The sequence below is a fragment of the Devosia sp. 63-57 genome (assembly GCF_001899045.1).
Lineage (GTDB): Bacteria > Pseudomonadota > Alphaproteobacteria > Rhizobiales > Devosiaceae > Devosia > Devosia equisanguinis.
Genome location: NZ_MKUY01000003.1, coordinates 397,204 through 416,566 on the forward strand (window position 1 = coordinate 397,204; position 19,363 = coordinate 416,566).

General features: G+C 62.9%; 19 protein-coding genes. 6 read left to right on the forward strand and 13 right to left on the reverse strand.

Annotated features, from left to right (window positions below; genetic code table 11):
* The first annotated feature begins 1 nt into the window (after position 1).
* The gene (locus tag BGO80_RS02025) at positions 2-760 is read left to right on the forward strand and encodes an NAD kinase (protein WP_286718658.1); all 759 of its coding nucleotides are present in this window, start codon (positions 2-4) and stop codon (positions 758-760) included.
* A gap of 3 nt (positions 761-763) precedes the next feature.
* Here BGO80_RS02025 and BGO80_RS02030 read toward each other — a convergent pair whose 3' ends face one another.
* The 4 genes from BGO80_RS02030 to BGO80_RS02045 form a co-directional block, all read right to left on the reverse strand.
* Positions 764-1,969, reverse strand: coding sequence for a DUF2336 domain-containing protein (locus BGO80_RS02030; protein ID WP_286718661.1), 1,206 nt, complete (start codon positions 1,967-1,969; stop codon positions 764-766).
* A gap of 77 nt (positions 1,970-2,046) precedes the next feature.
* Positions 2,047-2,193, reverse strand: coding sequence for a hypothetical protein (locus BGO80_RS02035; RefSeq protein WP_164550328.1), 147 nt, complete (start codon positions 2,191-2,193; stop codon positions 2,047-2,049).
* A gap of 102 nt (positions 2,194-2,295) precedes the next feature.
* On the reverse strand, positions 2,296-3,108 hold the full coding sequence (locus BGO80_RS02040; RefSeq protein ID WP_286718667.1) for a transglycosylase SLT domain-containing protein: 813 nt from the start codon (positions 3,106-3,108) through the stop codon (positions 2,296-2,298).
* 63 nt (positions 3,109-3,171) lie between these two features.
* Positions 3,172-3,768 carry a nitroreductase family protein gene (locus tag BGO80_RS02045; RefSeq protein WP_286718670.1) on the reverse strand — a complete coding sequence of 199 codons (597 nt, stop codon included), beginning with the start codon at positions 3,766-3,768 and terminating at the stop codon, positions 3,172-3,174.
* Positions 3,769-3,958: 190 nt separating this feature from the next.
* Between BGO80_RS02045 and BGO80_RS02050 the strand changes: the two genes are divergently transcribed.
* The 4 genes from BGO80_RS02050 to BGO80_RS02065 all read left to right on the forward strand — a co-directional run bounded on the left by BGO80_RS02050 (position 3,959) and on the right by BGO80_RS02065 (position 8,590).
* On the forward strand, positions 3,959-4,939 hold the full coding sequence (locus tag BGO80_RS02050) for an RgsD C-terminal domain-containing protein (protein WP_286718673.1): 981 nt from the start codon (positions 3,959-3,961) through the stop codon (positions 4,937-4,939).
* Positions 4,940-5,120: 181 nt separating this feature from the next.
* Positions 5,121-6,917: an aq_1923 C-terminal domain gene (locus tag BGO80_RS02055; protein WP_286718676.1), complete on the forward strand. Its 1,797-nt coding sequence runs from the start codon at positions 5,121-5,123 to the stop codon at positions 6,915-6,917.
* Between the two features lie 147 nt (positions 6,918-7,064).
* Positions 7,065-7,328: a spike base protein, RCAP_Rcc01079 family gene (locus BGO80_RS02060; protein ID WP_126150152.1), complete on the forward strand. Its 264-nt coding sequence runs from the start codon at positions 7,065-7,067 to the stop codon at positions 7,326-7,328.
* Positions 7,329-7,423: 95 nt separating this feature from the next.
* A complete protein-coding gene (locus tag BGO80_RS02065; protein ID WP_286718680.1) occupies positions 7,424-8,590 on the forward strand; it encodes a hypothetical protein in 1,167 nt (388 codons plus the stop codon).
* Here BGO80_RS02065 and BGO80_RS02070 read toward each other — a convergent pair.
* The 6 genes from BGO80_RS02070 to BGO80_RS02095 form a co-directional block, all read right to left on the reverse strand.
* On the reverse strand, positions 8,585-9,748 hold the full coding sequence (locus BGO80_RS02070) for a glycosyltransferase (RefSeq protein WP_286718683.1): 1,164 nt from the start codon (positions 9,746-9,748) through the stop codon (positions 8,585-8,587). The genes BGO80_RS02065 and BGO80_RS02070 overlap by 6 nt on opposite strands.
* A complete protein-coding gene (locus BGO80_RS02075; protein WP_286718686.1) occupies positions 9,745-10,881 on the reverse strand; it encodes a hypothetical protein in 1,137 nt (378 codons plus the stop codon). The genes BGO80_RS02070 and BGO80_RS02075 overlap by 4 nt, the downstream gene beginning before the upstream one ends.
* 62 nt (positions 10,882-10,943) lie before the next feature.
* Positions 10,944-11,732 (reverse strand): WecB/TagA/CpsF family glycosyltransferase, encoded by a 789-nt coding sequence (locus BGO80_RS02080; RefSeq protein WP_286718689.1) that lies wholly within the window; start codon positions 11,730-11,732, stop codon positions 10,944-10,946.
* Complete coding sequence (locus tag BGO80_RS02085) at positions 11,729-12,673, reverse strand: GDP-L-fucose synthase family protein (protein ID WP_286718692.1); 945 nt, start codon at positions 12,671-12,673, stop codon at positions 11,729-11,731. The genes BGO80_RS02080 and BGO80_RS02085 overlap by 4 nt, the downstream gene beginning before the upstream one ends.
* A 2-nt stretch (positions 12,674-12,675) precedes the next feature.
* Positions 12,676-13,758: a GDP-mannose 4,6-dehydratase gene (gmd, locus tag BGO80_RS02090; protein ID WP_502686538.1), complete on the reverse strand. Its 1,083-nt coding sequence runs from the start codon at positions 13,756-13,758 to the stop codon at positions 12,676-12,678.
* 205 nt (positions 13,759-13,963) lie between these two features.
* Complete coding sequence (locus tag BGO80_RS02095) at positions 13,964-15,589, reverse strand: tyrosine-protein kinase domain-containing protein (RefSeq protein ID WP_286718697.1); 1,626 nt, start codon at positions 15,587-15,589, stop codon at positions 13,964-13,966.
* A gap of 151 nt (positions 15,590-15,740) precedes the next feature.
* Between BGO80_RS02095 and BGO80_RS02100 the strand changes: the two genes are divergently transcribed.
* Positions 15,741-16,547 (forward strand): sugar transferase, encoded by an 807-nt coding sequence (locus BGO80_RS02100; RefSeq protein WP_286718700.1) that lies wholly within the window; start codon positions 15,741-15,743, stop codon positions 16,545-16,547.
* On the opposite strand, the gene BGO80_RS02105 is transcribed toward BGO80_RS02100, so the two are convergent.
* The 3 genes from BGO80_RS02105 to arfB form a co-directional block, all read right to left on the reverse strand.
* Positions 16,511-17,536: an NAD-dependent epimerase/dehydratase family protein gene (locus tag BGO80_RS02105; protein ID WP_286718703.1), complete on the reverse strand. Its 1,026-nt coding sequence runs from the start codon at positions 17,534-17,536 to the stop codon at positions 16,511-16,513. The two genes, BGO80_RS02100 and BGO80_RS02105, sit on opposite strands and share 37 nt — an antisense overlap.
* On the reverse strand, positions 17,533-18,858 hold the full coding sequence (locus tag BGO80_RS02110) for a UDP-glucose dehydrogenase family protein (protein WP_286718705.1): 1,326 nt from the start codon (positions 18,856-18,858) through the stop codon (positions 17,533-17,535). Before BGO80_RS02110 ends, BGO80_RS02105 begins: the two co-directional genes overlap by 4 nt.
* 71 nt (positions 18,859-18,929) lie before the next feature.
* Positions 18,930-19,361, reverse strand: a complete 432-nt coding sequence (arfB, locus tag BGO80_RS02115; protein ID WP_353744180.1) for an alternative ribosome rescue aminoacyl-tRNA hydrolase ArfB — start codon at positions 19,359-19,361, stop codon at positions 18,930-18,932.
* Positions 19,362-19,363: the final 2 nt, after the last annotated feature.

Here is a 19,363-nt window from a genome sequence, read left to right on the forward strand (position 1 = left end):
CATGACGTTCTGCATCGTGACCAACGAAACTCCGGCCGCCATTGCTGCGGCGGCACGGTTGCGTGATCGCTATGGCATGGTGTCGCTCGAAGATGCCGATGTGGTGGTGGCGCTGGGCGGCGATGGGCTGATGCTGCAGACGCTGCATCAGGTCATGGGCTCGGGCAAGCCAGTCTATGGTATGAACTTCGGCTCTGTCGGCTTCATGATGAACAATTTCAGCGAAGACGATCTCGACGAGCGGCTCAAGGTCGTGCAGCAGACTCAGATCTATCCGCTGTCCATGAACGTGCTCGATGCTTCGGGGACGAGCCGCTCGGCGCTGGCCATCAACGAGGTGTCGCTGTTCCGTTCGACCTACCAGGCTGCCAAGCTGCAGATCCTGGTGGATGGTGAAGTGCGGCTCGACGAGCTGATCTGCGATGGCGCGCTGCTGGCGACGCCGGCTGGATCGACCGCCTATAATCTTTCTGCCCACGGCCCGATCCTGCCGATCGAGGCGCCGCTGCTGGCGCTGACGCCGATTTCACCATTCAGGCCGCGCCGCTGGCGCGGGGCCATCCTGTCGAACCGCGCCGAGGTGACCTTCATCACCCGCGAGGCGGAAAAGCGGCCGGTGAGCGCGGTGGCCGACAATGTGGAATTCCAGAATGTGCGGGAAGTGACGGTGCGCGAGGACCGCACGCACGGCGTTACGCTGCTGTTCGACCCCGGCACGAGTCTCGAAGAACGCGTGCTGAGCGAACAGTTCCGCTTCTAGATTTTATGCCGCCGGCAGGGCCAGGGCGGGCTGGACTTGAGCGGGCGGCAGGGACATGACAGCGCTGCTGGAGCCGGCAAAGGCCGCCATGACGCCGCGCGCAGCCTTGCGCGCCAGGGCGATGTTCTGCTCGCCGAGATAGGCAAAGGCCTCTTCCAGCTCGGGCGGGATATCGCCGTCATAATCGGCAATCATTTCCTCCGTCAGCGCCGTGACGACGTAGTGACGGGCCGCCACGTCGTCGGCGAGGTCGGCCGCACGGGCATGCAATACCAGCCGGACGAGCAGGCGGCTGATGCCGCTGTCCAGCCCGCAACGGACGAATAGCGCCATAAGGGCCGGGCGGCTGCCGGATTCCAGCAGCGAAAAGACCTTGTCCCGCGAGACCTGCGCCAGATTGGCAAGGCAGGCAGCAAAGAACATCACATGGCCGGTGACCACGGCATGGAGCAGGAGGCGCGTGTTGAGCTGGTTGGCGCCCACTAGCTGCTCGACGAAATTGGGGTCGGCAGCGACGCTGGCGCGCTCGCCAATGGCCGAGACGGCGGTATCGTTGCCGTCGCGCAGGAGGCGCTCCAACCGGTCCGGCGCGAGAGCACCCTTGACCATGCGGCATTGGCGCAGGCTTTCGGTGGCCCGCTGCACCAGCAGCAGCCGGGCGGGCGCGGGCAGATCCTTACGGGCCAGCAAGGCACCGCGCATCTGGGCATTCTCGCCGCGGGTATTGGCCAGCGCCTGCAGCACATCGGCGGCGAGTTGCACCTCCTTGCGGCGCAGCACGCGCAGGGTCAGGCTGTCATCATTGCGGGCAATGAGCGCCGCGCCGATGCGCGGGCTGATCGTGGTGCGCTGGGCAATCGAAACGAGCGCCGCGATATCGCCATTGCGCACCACCGACATGAGATCGGCATCGACCAGAATGGGCGAATATTGCAGCACGGCGCGGGAAATGATCGGGCTGTCGCGCAACAGCGCCAGGATGATCGGGCGCGGCGCATCGAGCGAATGCAGCAGGCCATAGGCCAGCGAGGCGCGCACTTTGACCGAAGGATCGTCGAGAAAGGAAATCAGCGCGGCGTAAAGCGCAGCATGCTCGTCGGCCGGACCATCGTGCTTTAGATAGGCCAGCGCGGCCAGATGAGCGGCATGCCCACGCTCGTCACTGTCACTCGACTGTGAGAGATCCGCAAACGCCTGATACCCAATCATTACACTCTCCGCGCACTCGCGAAGAGCACCTTAGAATGCAGAGTTTAAGGAACGGTTCACCATAAACATGGCGTGGGTCAGCCGGTTACGAATGTCCAGAGCCCGGCCAGCGTTTGCGCGGCGGCGATGGTGACAAGCCAGGAGCAGAGCGCCAGCGCCGAGATGACCCAGCCGCGCGGAATGGCTGCAATGGCGAGTTCCCATTCGAGCGGTCTGTCTTGCATGTGTGGTCGGTCTCCGGCGAGACCCTGACTTCACTCGGAAATAGCTAACGTAGCGTTAGGATTGCCCGGTGCCACCCACTTTGATGGAGTGCCAAATGCGACCTATTGGCCGTAGAGCTGGGTGAAGAAAGCGGCGCCCGCTCCGGCGGCACTCTCGGCTTCGCTGGGCAATTCGACTTCGTTCTTGAACAGGCCCGTGAACGACATATTTTCGCGCGAGAAACGGGAGGGCAGCGGCGGCGCCTGATCTACCCCGCGCGATCCACCCTGCCCCGCCATCTGCTGGGTGGAAAAGGCCGCATTGGTGCCGGTCTCGTGCTTGGCCACCAGCACCCGGTAAACCTCGCGAATGGTGCGCGGTTTGCCATTGTCGAAGAAGATGGCGACGTTGGAGGAGGCCTGGCGGGGGAAAAGGTCGGCTGCGAGCTGGTCGGCATTTTGCAGACCGGCGCGGAACAGCTTTTCGGCGCCCTGCGCGCCCAGGAAATGGGCAATGTAGAGCTCGCCGGCACTGGGCATGCGCCCGAAGGCACCGCGCAGATAGTCGCCATTGGAACGGGTGAAGGCGGCGGCGAGGTCGGCTGCTATCTCGGGGTTTTCCCGCAGCTTGAGAATAGCGTCACGCGTCGCCGGATCACGCACGGTGTAATTGCCGTCGCTGGTGATCTCGATCTTGTCCGCATAGGTTTGATAGCCGAGACGCGGGCCTTCCTGCTTCATCACCTGCAGCCAGGTGCTTTCGAGAAACTGGAACAGGCCGACCGCGCTCGATGTGCTGGCCTTGGCCGCCGGATTGAGACTGCTCTCGCGCATTGCGGTCTGCAGCAGGTAGCTGAAGTCCACACCGCTGCGATTGCCGGCCGTGGTCAGGGCCTGCGCAAGGTTCTGCGGGATGGAAATCGACTGCACACCCATCGACGGGCTTTCGTGTGGGAATCAACCGCAGCGATCCTATCACGCAAGCCCGTTAATACGTGATTAACCATGTGCAGGATGCGGGGCCGTCCAATAGGTGACGATATCGGCGAGGTCAGGACGCGGACGATCCTCGGGAGCGACGGTCGGGGTGCCGATATGCACGAAACCGACAAAACGCTCCCCAGGGCCAGCGCCCAGCATGGCGGCGGCGTCTTCGTCGAAGCTGAACCAGCGAGTGATCCAGGACGCGGCAAAGCCGAGGGCGTAGGCGGCATGTTCGAGATTGAAGGCGACATTGCCGGCGGACAGCAATTGTTCGAATTCGGGCACTTTTGGGTGCGGCTTGGGGGTGGAGAGGATGCCGATGACCAGGGGGGCGGGCAGGAACTGGCGGCGTTCGATCTCAAGGCTCGCTTCATCGATATCGGGACGCCGCCGCGCCGCGATTTCGGCTAGGGCATTGCCGGCATCGATGCGGGCCTGACCCGCGAAAACCACCAGCCGCCAGGGCGCCAGCTTGCCGTGATCAGGCACGCGGGTGGCAATGGTCAGAAGCGTCTGGAGTTCCCCTGCCGAAGGTCCCGGCTCCTGCAGGAAGGCCTGGCCGACCGAGCGGCGGGTCAACAGATAATCGCGCAAAGCAGAATTGGCGGGCATGGCTGGCTCCTTGTTGGCCGACACATAGCCGGGGCAGCGCAGCGCGACCAGCCCTCCCGCAAAATTGAGCGTTCGGGCATCGCGACGGTTTTAAAACCGCTGGGGTTGTGACACAGCTTTTCCGTGATTGCGGCTTAATCACCGCGGAATCGGCCAGCCAGCTGGCCTATCGGACGACGTCGGAGAGTTCATGCGTATTCTACGCCTTTTGTTGTCGGTTGTTTGCCTCGCCGCCGTCGGCATTACAGGCACGGCGCATATGGCCGCCTGGGCGCAGGAAAATGCCGAAATCCCACCCCTGCCCCGCCCGCGTCCGGATCGCGATGCATCAGGCGCCGTGGCGCCGGTTCCAGCCCCGCCGCCGCGGCAGCAGACACCGGCGACCGAAGCCATCGACACGCTTGCCGGTGCCCCGCAACCGGTCACCCTGACCGCCCGGATTACGCAGGACGGCACCAACATCCCCGAGGGGTTGATCTGGCGCATCTTTGATAGCGTTCCTGATGCCAATGGCGAGATGGCGCTGGTGGCCAAGGTGGAGGGCGGCACGGCGCAGCTGGAACTCCCCCCCGGTGAATATGTCATCCACCTCGCCTATGGCCGTGCCCAGACCAGCGAACCGCTCTCGGTGGCCGCCGGACAGAACAGCAAGGACATCGTCATGGAAGCGGGCGCGCTGCGCCTCAATTCGGCTGTGACCGGCGATATCCCAATCGCGCCGAACCTGCTGCATTTCGACATCTACACGGCTGGGCCGGAGAATAGCCGCGTCATGCTGGCTGAAAACCTGCAGCCCAACGAGATCATCACCCTCAATGCCGGCACCTACCACATCGTCTCGCGCTTCGGTGATATCAATGCCGTGGTCAAGGCCGACCTGCGGGTCGAGCCCGGCCAGTTGACCGACGCGACGCTCTACCATCATGGCAGCGAAGTCTCATTCAAGCTGGTGTCCGAAGAAGGCGGCGAGGCCATTGCCGACGTGGAATGGACGGTGAAGTCGACCGACGGGGCGACCTTGTTCACCGACCGCGGCGCCTTCCCCTGGACCGTTCTTGCTGAAGGCGATTACACCGTTCTCGCCAAGCTGGGCGACCAGGTCTACAATCGTGACTTCCAGGTGCAGCCGGGTGGCCAGCGCGAAATTGAAATCCTGAACAATAAGTTCTGAGCGCGCCTCCCCGATTGAATTGCCACTCTCATGTCATCTTTGTCGCTTGGACTGGGCAAGCCTGCGCCTCACCTCGCCGGGGAAACCTTGGCATTTGCACAACGGGTGGCGTCTGGGTATTTCTGTTGCTTGAACAGCAGTGGCCAGTTTCCTAGGTCTGGCCGGACAATGGGAGAAAAGCATGCTCAACAGTTCAACGGGTCGGCGCCGCCTCGCCACCTTCGCCGCCGCCTGTCTGCTCAGCGTTGCCCTTCCAGCCGGCGCCGCCTTTGCCCAAAAGCAGAAGAACAAGGACGTCGCGCCACCGCCCGCGGCAGAAATGTCGATCGACTATGTCGTCTCCATTCCGACGGTGACGGGCGTCGACTCCAGCATTGATGACGCGACGCTCACCGACATCCTAACCGGCGCCTTCGTGGAAAATGCCGACGCCCTGGCCGGTCTGGACGCTACCAGCATCACCGTGCCCGAAATTGCAGTGACGGTAAAATCCACCCGCGCCGACGAGGTCAAAGAAACCACCATCACCTTCAGCAACCTGGTGCTTGAGAACGTCACCGATGGCGTTGCCGACAGCGTCAGCCTGGGCTCCATCGGCATGGAAACCGGCGAGGGTACGGTGGATTTCGGCGCGATGTCGGCCGCCAATTTCGATATCGGCGGCGTCCTGGGCATTTATGGCCTGGTCGACCGTGGCGGGCAGACCGCACTCGAGACCATCTATACCGATTTTACCGCTGAAGGCGGCAGCATCGACATGACTGACGGTTCCTGCACGATTGGCGGGACCTATGGTGCCGAATTCAAGGCGCGGCCGCTGAAAATGCCGTTCGGCGAGATGATCGCGCTGGCGCAGGAGCTGGAAGATGATCCGGACACCATGGATCCGGCGCTGATCGGCCAGGTGATGCGCATGTATGCCGACATCCTCACCGCGTTCGAGACTTCGGAAGTCACCTTCGACGGTTTCAGCTGTGACATTACGGACGAACAGGGTCGTCCGGTGAATTTCGCCATTGCCAGCATGACGCTTGGCGGCATGTCGCCCGGCACCTACCCCTCCATCGTCCTCGAAGGCCTCAATATCGCCGTGGAAGACGACGGCGCGATATCGCTCGACAATTTCACCTTCAAGCCGATGGACCTCAGCGGCACCATTGCCGTGCTTGAAGGCGCGCCCGAACTGGTCGACGAGGCCTGGCTCGAGGCAAATGCGCGTGGCCTGATCCCGGCGATGGAAGGTTTTTCTCTCAGCGGCATGAGCGTGGACGTGCCGGACCCTGACAATGAAGAGGCGCGGGTGAAAGCCGATATCGGCAATTTCGACCTGACGCTGGGCAGCTATGTCAACGGTATCCCGACCCTGCTCGACACCTCGGCGGCCAACATCCAGGTCGCCCTGCCCGAGAATGGCGGCGACGAACAGATGCAGCAGCTCATCGCCCTTGGCGTCACCGATATCGACGCTGGGTTCCGCCTGGCGGCAAATTGGGACGAGGCCAACAGCACTATCGTGCTTGAGGAAGCCTCGGTCACCGGCGCCAATCTCGCCACCGTCAAGCTGGCCGGTACTATTGCCAATGCCACTGCCGACCTGTTCGCGCTCGACACCGACACGGCGCTGATGGCGGCAATGGGCGTGGCGATCCAGTCGCTCAATCTCGACGTGACGGATGCCGGTCTGTCGGACATTGTCCTCGCCGCGGCTGCGGCAGAACAGGGGGGTGACCCCGCAGCGTTGCGACCGATCTTTGCCGGTCTGGCCGAAGGCACCATTATCGGCTTCATGGCCGGGGCCGCCGACGCCGCCAAGCTGGGCGCCGCGGTGAACAGCTTCGTCAGCGGCACCGCCAAGTCGCTGAACATCACCATCGATGCCAAGTCGGCGCCCGGTCTGGGCCTCGAAGACTTCATGGCCGCCGAGGAAGACCCCACCACGCTGCTGGGCAAGGTGAACATTTCCGCCACGGCAAAGTAAGCCGCCGAAAAATATTCGAAAGCGAAACGGGGCCCTTGTCACAAAGGGTCCCTTCTTCATTGGCGTTGGCGCAAACTATGCCGCTTATCCCCGGGCATCGCGGCGCTTCTACACTGGGCTCATCAATCTTTGAGGAGTCTGAGGACCATGACCGACCGTTTCGCCAGCCATGCCGCCACCATTGATGGCCCCGCCCAGCATGGCTTTGCCATTTCGCCCCATGACAGCACCGAGCTGAGCGAAGCGACGCGCGCGCTCTATGTCGGCGCGGGCGGCACGCTAGCCGTCGTCACCGTGTCCGGGGCAAGCCTGGCCTTCGCCAATGTCAGCGCCGGCAGCATTTTGCCGCTGCGCGTCGTGGCCGTGAAGGCCACCGGCACCACGGCCGCTGACATCGTGGGTCTGGTCTGATGCTGGGGCTGAAACTCACGCCTCTTAATTGGCGCCCTCGGCAATGGTGGCCGCAGGGTGCCAGCTCCGCGATCGATTTCATCGCAAATCGCTCCATGTTCAATGGCTTGGAGAGCCCGCTTGACTCAATTCTTGAGTTTTCGCGGGGCTCGACCAAGCTCGCCGCCGATGCCTCGGGCAATTATCACGGCTTTTCCGAAGACCAGCTGGCGCGCACCAATAGGGGCGCCAGTCTCGAACCGCAGGCCACCGAACTGCTGCCGCGCAACAGCTTTTCAGGCATGACGCCAGCGCGCGGCAGCGGCGCCTTCCCCATGGGCTGGAGCGTCGTCGGCCCGAGCTCGGAGTTTGCCGAGATCCTGGCGCCGGAGCTGGTCTGCAATGTGGAAACCCAACCGCTTCGCTATAATGGTGGCGGCGAGGAAAGCTATGCCGGCTTCAGAACCGCCGGGGGGCTGCCCCACAGCAGCGGCACCGACTATTGGCTTTCACTTTATGCGCGCCTGCCGCCCGGCAAAGTGGCCTTCGACCTATACTGGTATACGCCGCTGGACTCCGAAGGCATCGCCAGGATCGTCGAAGGCGCTGCACTCACCCCCGACTGGCAGCGTTTCGACGTGGGCCGCCAGGCGGGGTCGACCGGGGCCCGCGAGGTCAACCTGATCAAGACCGCGGTACTGAGCGCCGATCATGCCATCGACATCGCCCTGCCCATGCTGCGGGAGGCGCGTCCCGGCTCGTTCATACCGACCACCGGCAGCCCGGCCACCCGCGCCGCCGACCGGCTGGCACTGAGCCCGGTCGATCTGGGGATCAGCGCGGCGTCTGGATCACTGTTCCTGCGTTTTGCCCTGGACGCCCAGGCAACCGGACAGAACGAAAGGCTCTTGTCCCTCGAAGGCGCCAGCTCTGCCGAGGATTGCATCAGCATCATCCGCGACACGAATGGTAACATCGTGGTTGCCGTTATATCGGACGGCGTTCTGCAATTTGAGCGCAGTTTTGATCCACTCCCTGTGGGCGAAACGCACAAAATTGGCATGGCCTGGGGTGGTGGCTCGGTGCGCGTCAAATGCGGAAATGCAGCTGCCCAGACAATCGCCGCAGCCGGGCCGACACGCCTTGAGGCATTGGCGATCGGCGCTGGTGTCGATGGCGCTGAGCCGACGACTATGTGGCTTGAGGCGCTCGCCGCCTATTCAGGCCATCTCGACGACACCGCCTTCGCGGCCGCATTGGGCGACCTGGGGGGCGGACTATGAAGCCTTGGCTCGCTGGGCGGCGTCGCGATAGATCAACAGCAGATGTTCGAGATTGCGCTCGGGCGTGTAGCGGCGGAGATAGTCGCGCCGCGCGCCTGCGCTAAGCGCTCCCAATGTATCGGAATTGTCCAGCACGTCGGTGACCGCCCGCACGAGATCGGCGGCGTCGCCGGCCTTGAACAAGACCCCGCCTCCGCTTCGGCCGACCAGTTCGGCCGGAGCCCCGATATCTGATGCAATAACCGGCAGCCCCGCCGAAAATGCTTCGGCAATGGTCATGCCAAAGGTTTCATAGGCAATCGAAGGCACGACCAGCACGGCGGCGCGGCGCATCAGCGGCGTAACCGCGTCCTGCCGGAGGTGACCGGTAAACACCACATTGCGCGGCGCACTCGCCATGAGACGCGACCGCTCGGGGCCGTCGCCGACAATGGTGAGCGGGATATTCGGCAAAGAGCGCCAGGCCTGGATCAACGTGCCGACGCCTTTCTCAGGCGATAGCCGGCCGACGAACAACGCCCCTGCCCGGCTATGCTCCATGACGCCGACATCTTCGACAAAGTGCGGCTTCACCACGATCCTGTCGCCATCGAACCCGCCGTCGATGAACTTGCCGCGGGCGAACTCGGTGAGCGCAATAAACCGATGCACATGCCGGGCCCAGATGTCATTGCGCGCCGCATGCTGGCGCAGGCGCATGGCGGCCAATGTCGCGGCAAACGAACCGCGATAGCACCGGCTCAGAAACGCAACCGCCTTGTTACCGTTTATGCAGGTTTCGCACACCGCACCATTGCGCAGGAACAGGGCATTGGCGCACAGCAGCCGATAGTTATGCAGGGTTTGCACCACCGGCAGCTGCCGTTCTGCCGCCCCTTCGTGCACTGCGGTGGTGAGCAGCGGAAAGAAATTGTGGATATGAACGATATCGGGGCGATAGTCGTCGCAGAGGCCCTGTACCCAAATCTTGCGCTTGGGATCGTTGGCAACGGTTAAAAACAGGCGCGCCTGCTCGACGGGAGAGGAAATGCCCCGGTTCGACACAGTCTCCAGCCGCACATCCATGCCGGCCTTGCGCATGATGTCGACTTCGCCGGCGACGGCAAGGTCTTCGCCACCTTGGTTGCGGTAGCTGTTGTGCAGGACAAGAACTCTCATGCGCGCTGCGCCTTTGCATTCGCCCGCACCGGCCCCAGCAGCCAGGCGATCATGAGGGCGTTCGCGAACATGAAGTTGGCGCTGTCGAGGCTGGGATTGACGGTGAGAGAGGTCAGCAACGTGCACAAGGCCATCCAGGCGAGCGCCGGTCTGGCGTTCTGCCTTGCCAAAGCGCAAAGCCGCCAGCAGCCCAGGCCGAGCAGCAACAAGCCAGCCATGCCGACCCGCACCAGCGCCTGATAGAACGAGCTATGCAGGCCGATAAAGATCAAATGCCCACTGCCGTCATCCACCAGGCGCCAGTCGAACGGCAGCGACGGATAATAATTGCGCACCAACTCAGTCCCCAAACCAATACCGATAAAATGTGATTGCGCGGCCAGTTCCAAACCGTCGCGCCAGAAAAACGCCCGGACCCCGGAATTGGCGTCCAGCGACAGCAATTGCAGCGGAAATAGCGGCGCCAGAACTGAAAAGATTGCCAGCAACGCCGCAATGAGCACCGCAGTTCGGCCGCGGCAGGCAAGGACACCAAAGAGGATGGCGAAGACGCCCAGCAGTGCTGCCGATGTGGTGCCGGCACAGGCGATGACATAGACGCCGCCCAACACTGTCCAACCCACGCTCGGCCGCGCCACCATCGACCAGTAAAAGAACAGCAGCAGCGGGATGGCGTGTTGATTGGTGAGGTTCTCGACATTGAAAAGCGCGGCGAGAAATCCCGCCTCACCGCTCCAGGCCGACACCGCCGCCATGACCAGTTTCAGCCCAAGCGCCGTCAGCACCGCGTTATCGCCCGCCATAAGGCCGCTGCCGTAGCTGACCCGATGAAGCAGACACACAAGGACCAGCAGCGCCGGATAGCTCACCACCTGCTGCGGAATGGCGCGCGGATCGAAGAGCCGCGTCCAACCGGTTTCGAACAATCCAAGGGTAGAAAGCACCGCATAGACAAGATAAAGCGCCGCCAGGGCCACGAAAGGCCAGAGTTGGCGCAGAAGGGCGCGGTTGACGAAGGGCAGGCATAGCGCCAAGACCACGGCCAGCGCGCCCCCGCCCCAGCCGCGTGTCACCGGCCATGCCGCGCAGTAGAGCAGCACCAGCCCATAGGCAGCGCCTAGAACCGGAAACATGAGGACGGGTCGCGCGGATAGTCTCTGGCGCATTGGAGCGGGTTGAAAGGCGGCGAGAGCGTTCATTTACCCTTGCCCCTGAGCGACTGCGCCGATGTCGGCCGCCCTCGCGATCTCAGGGCCTGCAAGCCTACGCGCCAGACGAAACGCGGCGCCAGCACCAGGTAGCGGCGCCAGAGGCGGCGCGGCTCGTTCAGCAGGCGATAGGCCCATTCGAGGCCGTTGATCTGCATCCATCGCGGCGCCCGCCGCTTGCGTCCCGCATGATAGTCAAAGGCAGCCCCGACCCCGATCAGCAGCCGCCCGATCTCGCGATAGTTGTCACGCATCCAGGCATCCTGCTTGGGTGAGGACAGCCCCACCCAGACGATGTCGGCGCCGCTATCCCGAATGCGCCGCAGGGTGTCGGCCTGTTCAGCTGCCGTCGGCGGGTGAAAGGGCGGGGTCTCTACCCCGACAATTGAAATGGCCGGATTGAGCTGCCGCAACTGCTGCGCCAGAAGCGCGGCGGTGCCCTCGCCGCCGCCATAGAGATAGTGGCGCAGGCCATTGTCCCGCGCGCAAACGAATGGCAGCAGATCAGGACCACAGGTCCGCTCCACCGCATGACCTTGCAGTCGTCCCAGGAACACCAGCGGCATGCCGTCGGGGACGATCATCGCCGCCTCTCCATGCAGCGGCGACAGCACAGGATCATCGATGATGGCCATGAGACTAGCCACATCGCGGGCGCAGATGAAGCGGCCGATGGGTTCGCCGGCCCAGGCCTCGATACTGTCCGTGGCGTCCGGCAGGGTGGTGACGGCAATCGGCACACCCAAGACGTCATATGTCGTCGCGGACCCGCTCATGCCCCCGCCCCTGCCCGCTGCGCCTGAAACCACGCATAGGTTTGGCGGATTCCATCCTCGAGACCGATACGAGGTCTCCAGCTGAGAGCGCTCATTGCGGCGCCATCGAGCAGCTTGCGGGCCATGCCGTCGGGCTTGCTGGTATCGAACACGATCTCACCGTCGAAGCCGACAGTGTCGCAGATGGTTCGCGCCAGATCGGCAATGGCAATATCGGTACCACTGCCAACATTGACCGGCAGATCGCCGGAATAGCTGCGCAGCAACAGAACCAGCGCTTCGGCGCAATCATCGACATGAAGAAATTCGCGACGCGGCCGGCCACTGCCCCAAACAGGGAGCCTCGCCCATCGCTGCGCGCGTGCCGCATCGGCCTTGGCGATCAGCGCCGGCAGCACATGGGCACGGACCGGATCGAAATTGTCCCAGGGGCCATAAAGATTGGTGGGAAGGGCGGCAATATAGTCGCGGCCGAACTGGCGGCGATAAGCTTCGGCCAGCTTGACCCCGGCGATCTTGGCCACGGCATACCATTGATTGGTCGGCTCGAGCGGGCCAGTCAGCAGCGCCGCCTCGGTAATGGGCTGCGCGGCATCGCGCGGATAGATGCAACTGGACCCCAAATAGAGCAGGCGACCGATATTGGCGGCATGGGCGGCCGAAAAGATATTGGTGGCGATGGCGAGGTTTTCGAGCAGGAACGGCACCGGCTCACGATCATTGGCCAGAATGCCGCCGACGCGCGCCGCGGCAACGATGATCGCATCCGGCCGCTGCGCCGCTACGAAGGCCTCGACCTCGGCCTGCCGCGTCAGATCGAGTGCGCGCCGATCGGCGAGAACAAGGCGGCAGTCTTCGCGCTCCAGACGCCGCGCGAGGGCCCGCCCCACCATTCCGGTATGGCCGGCAATCCAGATGCGCTTGCCCCCGAGATCAAACATGCTCACCACCGCCCCGGATCCAGGCGGCGGCTAAGCAGTTCGATATCCGCGCGCACCATTTCGGCAGCGATATCCTGCACGCTTGCCTTGGGCGCCCAGCCCAGTTCCCGTCGTGCCTTGCTGGCATCGCCGAGCAGCAACTCAACATCGGTGGGTCGGAAACAAGCTGGATCGACCGCGACGAGACATCTGCCGGTGGTTCGATCGAAACCCTTTTCGTCCTCCCCCCGCCCCTGCCAGTCGAGCGCAATGCCAACTTCGGCGAAGGCCAGTTCGACAAAATTGCGGACTGAGGTGGCGACGCCCGTGGCGAGAACATAGTCGCCCGGCGACGGCTGCTGCAGCATACGCCAGGCGCCCTCCATATATTCGCGCGCATGGCCCCAATCGCGCTGCGCGTCGAGATTGCCCAGCACCAGACTTTGCGGCAGGCCCAGGTGAATGGCGGCCACGCCAAGCGATACCTTGCGGGTCACGAAGCTCTCGCCGCGCAGGGGACTGTCATGGTTGAAAAGGATGCCATTGCTGGCATGCAGCCCATAGGCTTCGCGATAATTGATGGTTATCGCATGGGCGTAGAGCTTCGCCGCCGCATAGGGCGAGCGCGGATAGAATGGCGTATTCTCATTCTGCGGTACGTCGCGGGCCTGGCCGAAAAGTTCGGAGGTGGAGGCCTGATAGTAGCGACTGTGCTGTTCCAGGCCGGCCACGCGGATGGCCTCGAGCAGGCGCAAAGCGCCAAGCCCATCGATATTGGCGGTAAGCTCGGGCGTGGCGAAGGAAACGCGCACATGACTTTGCGCTGCCAGGTTATAGATCTCGTCCGGCCGCGTGGCCGCCACGACGCGCGTCAGGCTGGCGGCATCGCTCATGTCGCCATAATGCAGGGTCAGGCGTTGGGACAGTTCCGCGTCGTCGCCGATCAGTCGCTCTATCCGGCCGAGGTTGGACATGGAGGCATGGCGGCGCAGGCCATGAACGACATAGCCCTTCTCCAACAGCAGCCGCGCCAGGAATGCACCATCCTGCCCGGTAATGCCGGTAATCAGCGCCACTTTGTCCGACACAACCACTGCCCCCGAAATAACGCCGGCACTGCAGGCTGCCGCTGCGCTATCGGCGACAATCCGCGCCTATGAATTTGCATAGTTCAAGCCGTGTTACATTAGGGTAGATTTACGGCCAGACCCCAGTACAAGGCCTCAATTTCTCACCAGGCAAGAAGTCTTGCATGAATTTCGGCAGGTCGATCGCGGCCTCCGGTAGCAACAGCAACAGCAGTGCGCGTATTCAGGCATAAGTGTTTTCTTCCCGGATCTGCGGAAAGTGCTGGGCGGCGGGATACTCGGTCATGGCGAGCAATACCGGCAAATTCGGGCGACCGGCATGGGCCATGGTATCGAGAGCCCGCAGCACATCGCGCTGCGGGGTTCGGCTCCAGCGGACCAGCAGCACTGCCGCGTCACAAAAGCGGGCGAGATAGGCAGCATCCACCAGCCGCCCTACTGGCGGTGTATCGATGATGACGATGTCATAGGCCCGGCCGGCGGCCTGGATCAGTTGGGCCATGGGCCTGCCGGCCAACAGATTTTCAACCGATTGCCGGTGGACGCCAAACCCGGGAACAACCGAAATTCCGGTCATGGGATCGGCGGCCAGAATGGCATCGATCCGGTCTGGCAGCATCTTTCCGCGCAGATAGTCGTGCAGGCCTGTGCCCCCGGCAATACCCATCAGCCGGCCGATCGCTGGCGTGCGCAGATCGGCGTCGAGAAGCAGCACCTTCTTGCCCATGCCCCCATAGGCACGAGCCAGCAGCAGCGCGCTGATGGACTTGCCTTCCTGCGGCAGGGCCGAAGTCATGAGAATGACCCGCCCTCGTTCCGCATCAGGCGGCGCACCTGTGGCGAGCGCGCCATCCAGGCGGAAACGCAGATGCCGCAGGCTTTCAGCATAGGCCGAATGGCCATCCAAATTGTCGAGGTCGGGTGGTGGTCCCGGCCGTGTTTTCCAGCCGGAGCGGCGGGCCATGGTGGCGGGCAAGGTCGACACCACCTCACGCCCAGTCGCGCTCTCCAGTTCCTCCAGGCTATGGAAGCCTCCAGCATAGGCATCCACCGCAAGCACCGCCGCGATGGCAAGAACGGCCGATGAGATAGCTGCAAAGACAAGGAGCAACCGTGTATTGGGGAAGGACGGCAGCAGCGGCATAGGCGCATTGGCGACGATGCGACTGTCAGCAACCTGCAGGTCCAATTGCCCCTCGAGATCGCTCATGCGTTGGGTCAGCCGGTTCATGCCCACGACGTCGCCGCCAATTGCAGGCGACAAGCCGAGCTCGCTTCGGCGCTGTCCGAGAAGATCGAGCGCCTGCGTCAGGGCCTGTCGCTTTGCCGCCACCTGTCCCTCGAGATAGGCCTGCGCCGCAGCGTTGGCGATTTGGGCCGAGAGTGCTGGCGAGGCGGTTTCGGCTGTTATCGCGATAATATAGGTCAGCCCCCGCCGCTCGATACGAAGACGGGGAACCAGCCATTCCATGGCCATGGCCCAATCTGCACTGGTCGCCTCGCCCGCTGGCACGATGGGAACTGGGCGCCCGAGCACGTCAGGATTTTCCAGCAGGTCGGCGAGATCGACGATGCGCAGAAGCGTTGGCACCGAACGGATGATCTCCACCTCACTTTCGACCCGGGCCGCATCGACCGAGCCTAGCGGCGGCGCGGCGAAATCCAGTTGCAGGGGCTCGATCCGGGACGGATCAACCGCCACGAGCGCCGTTGCCGCATAGCGCGTGGGCAGCAGCAGGATGATCACCACGGCGAGGATCATCAGGCCCGCGAATATAGCGAGGCCCGTTCTGGCCCGTCGCCGCAGCACATCCACGATCGCGCCGATATCCAGACCATCGCCTTGCACGGCACCCTCTTCCTTTGTCTGGACAAACGCGGACAGTTGTTATGCTGAATTCACCTAGGCAGAGGCACGTAGCGCATTGGTAGATGTCCCAATTCTGGCCAAGTCCAAAATAGTTAACAATACGTAAAAATACATGGAATGAGGCACTGGAATGCAATTGCCCGAGGAGACCTGCTATGCATTCCAGGCCGAACATTGTTCATGCAGGAACGTCACTACGCATAAATTGAGAAATGTTGAGCTGGCCAGCGGCTTATCTGTCGCCGAGCCAGACAACATAGCGGTAGCTTTACCCAATCCCTGGCCTCTGGCGATCAAGCGCATGATCGACGTCATAGGCTCGATCGTTGGATTGGCCCTGCTGGCGCCGTTGCTCCTGGCGACAGCCATTGTCATCAAGGCTGCAGATGGTGGACCGGTATTGTTTCGGCAATGGCGCGTCGGCAAGGATGGGGCGCGGTTTCGCATCCTCAAATTTCGCACGCTGGCGGCCGACAGCTGTGACAGCGCCGGACTGGTGCTGGTGTCCTCCGCCGATGACCCACGTCTGACCCCGCTCGGCGCCATCCTCCGACGCTACAATATCGATGAATTGCCGCAGCTGCTGAACATCCTCGCAGGCGAGATGTCGCTGGTCGGGCCGCGCCCGCATGTGCCTGACATGCTGGTGTCGGGCCTATTCTATGAGGCGGCGGTGCCCGGCTATGCGCTACGCCTGAACATGCGCCCGGGACTGACAGGCTGGGCGCAATGCAACGGATATCGGGGACCGGTGCACGATCTTGGCACGGCGTCGCAACGGGTGCGGCACGACCTGGCCTATATCGGCAACTTTTCGCTGGCGCTGGACTTGCAAATTCTGGCGCTCACCTTCGTCCGCGAATTCATCTGGCGCCAGCAACCCACTGTTCGGTCTGGTCCCTATCGTGTCGATAAGCTACCGGCTGCCATGCCGTGACGGGGCTTGTACCAGTCTGCAAACCGCCGCACACCCTCACGCATCGGCGTATGCGAGAGCCCGGGAACGAGGGTATTGAGCAGGCTGGTATCGGCGAAGGTGGCCACCACATCGCCCGGCTGCATGGGCAACAGGTTCAGTTCGGCTTTGACGCCGAGCGCCTCCTCTAGCGCGGCAATGAAGTCCATCAGTTCCGAAGGCGCACCGCCACCGATATTGACCACGCGATAAGGGGCAACCGCTGAAAGCGAGTCCCCGGCGACCCCCTGCCCTTGAACCGGGACCACATCGAGCAGAGCAGAGATGGACGCCACGAGATCGTCGACATAGGTGAAATCGCGGCGCATACGGCCATAGCCATAGACATCGATGGACCGGCCCGACAGCATGGCATCGGCGAATTTGATGGCGGCCATATCGGGGCGGCCATAAGGCCCGTAAACGGTGAAAAAGCGCACCGCAGTCGAGGCAATGCCGAAGAGATGGGCATAGGAATGCACCATCGCCTCGCCAGATTTCTTGGTGGCGGCATAGAGAGACACCGGATGATCGGCCAGATCGGTCTCGACGAAGGGCAGCTTTGTATTGCCGCCATAGACCGAGCTGGTGGAGGCGAACAACAGGTGCCGCACCGGATGCGCCCGCAGAGCCTCGAGCAGATTGGCCGTGCCCACCACATTGGACTGGATATAGCTCTGTGGCGCCTCGAGGCTGTAGCGAACACCGGCCTGGGCGGCGAGATGCACCACGATCTCCGGCCTGGCCTCGGACACCGTCCGCCTCAACAATGCTGCATCTTCAAGCATGCCCTCAACAAAGCGGAAGGTGCCAAAACGCTGCAATTGTGCCAGGCGCTCGTGCTTGAGGGCGGTATCATAATAGGGCGTCAGACCGTCGAACCCGACAACATCATGGCCGCTTTCGAGCAGCAGGCGGCCGAGATGAAAACCGATGAAGCCAGCAGCGCCGGTGACTAAAATACGTGTCATGGCCTCGGCTCTTCAGCATCAGGGCGGCCGACACTCATATAGCGCAGGCCCGCACGTTGCATCTCTTCGCGGCGGTAGACATTGCGCAGATCCACAAAGACCGGGTGCCTCATGACGCCAGCCACCCGCGCAAGATCGAGGGAGCGGAACTCGTTCCATTCGGTAACGAGCACCAAGGCATCGGCTGTGTCGGCGGGCGCATAGGCATCCTCGGCCATGACCACGCCCGGCACCACTAAAGCTGCCGCCGCCATGCCCTGCGGATCATAGGCAACGACGCGCGCGCCGCGTTCCATCAGCATGGTGGCAATGTCGATTGCCGGGGCGTCGCGAATATCGTCGGTGTTCGGCTTGAAGGTGAGGCCAAGCAGACCGATTGTCTTGCCGCTGACATCGCCACCGCAAGCCCCGACGATCTTGTCGACCATCAGAAAGCGCTGACGTGCATTGGCGGCAATGGTGGCCCCCACGAGGGACAGCGACACATCGTGGTCTGCCGCCGTGCGGACCAGAGCCAGCGTGTCCTTGGGGAAGCAGGAGCCGCCATAACCGGGCCCGGCATGAAGAAATTTGCTGCCAATGCGCCTGTCGAGCCCGATGCCCCGCGCCACCTCCTGCACATCAGCGCCGGCGCGCTCGCAAAGCTCGGCCATTTCGTTGATGAAGCTGACCTTCATGGCAAGAAAGGCATTGGCCGCATATTTGGTCAGCTCGGCAGTGCGGCGATTGGTGAACAGCAGCGGCGCCTGGTTGAGATAAAGCGGACGATAGACTTCGGTCATCACCGCTCGGGCCCGCTCATCTTCGATGCCGACAACAATGCGGTCGGGACGCTTGAAGTCTTCGATCGCCGCACCTTCGCGGAGGAATTCGGGGTTGGAGACCACCAGCACATCGGCATCAGGTCGATGCTCGGCGAGGATGCGTTCTACCTCGTCGCCGGTGCCGACGGGCACGGTGGACTTTGTCGCCACTACGGTGAAGCCATCCAGATGCTCGGCGACCTTGCGCGTGGCATCATAGACATAGCTGAGATCGGCATGGCCATCGCCCCGACGACTGGGGGTGCCTACCGCGAGAAAAACCACATCGGCTTCGGCGACGGCCGCACCAAACGACGTGGTGAAGACCAGCCGGCCGGCGGCCATGTTGCGGCTGAGCAATTCATCGAGACCGGGCTCGAAAATCGGCACCACACCCTGCTGCAGCGCCGAGATGCGGTCGGCATCCACATCGATGGCGGTCACCTGGTGGCCGAAATCGGCCAGGCCTGCCCCCGTCACCAGCCCGACATAGCCGGCACCGACAATGGCGATTTTCATCTCGAATCTCACTCCGCACGTGGCGCACAGGGACAATACGGGTGGGCCGCACGTTCGGCTCACAAAAAAGTCTAGTCGTCGGCGGGCGGTGCGCTGCGCATTTTCTTGACGCCGGAGCGAATGGTCTTGCCCTCGAGCCGGCGCTTCTTGGACGCGAGGGTGGGACGCGTGGCGATACGCGGCTTGGGCGGAAAGGCCCCCTCGCGCAACAGCGCCACCAGTCGTGCCTGGGCTTCGGCGCGGTTCATCGGCTGGTCGCGATGCGAATTGGAAGTGATGACGATAACGCCATCCTTGGTGATACGACTACCGGCAAGCGCGGCGACGCGACGCTTCATCGGCTCGGAAAGATTTGGGGAATTGGCAAGGTCGAAGCGCAATTGCACCGCGCTGGCGACCTTGTTGACATTCTGTCCACCGGGCCCAGACCCGCGCACGAATGACTCCTCGATCTCGCTGGGATCGATGGAAATGGAGCGGGTGATCATGATCGGATCGGCCAAGA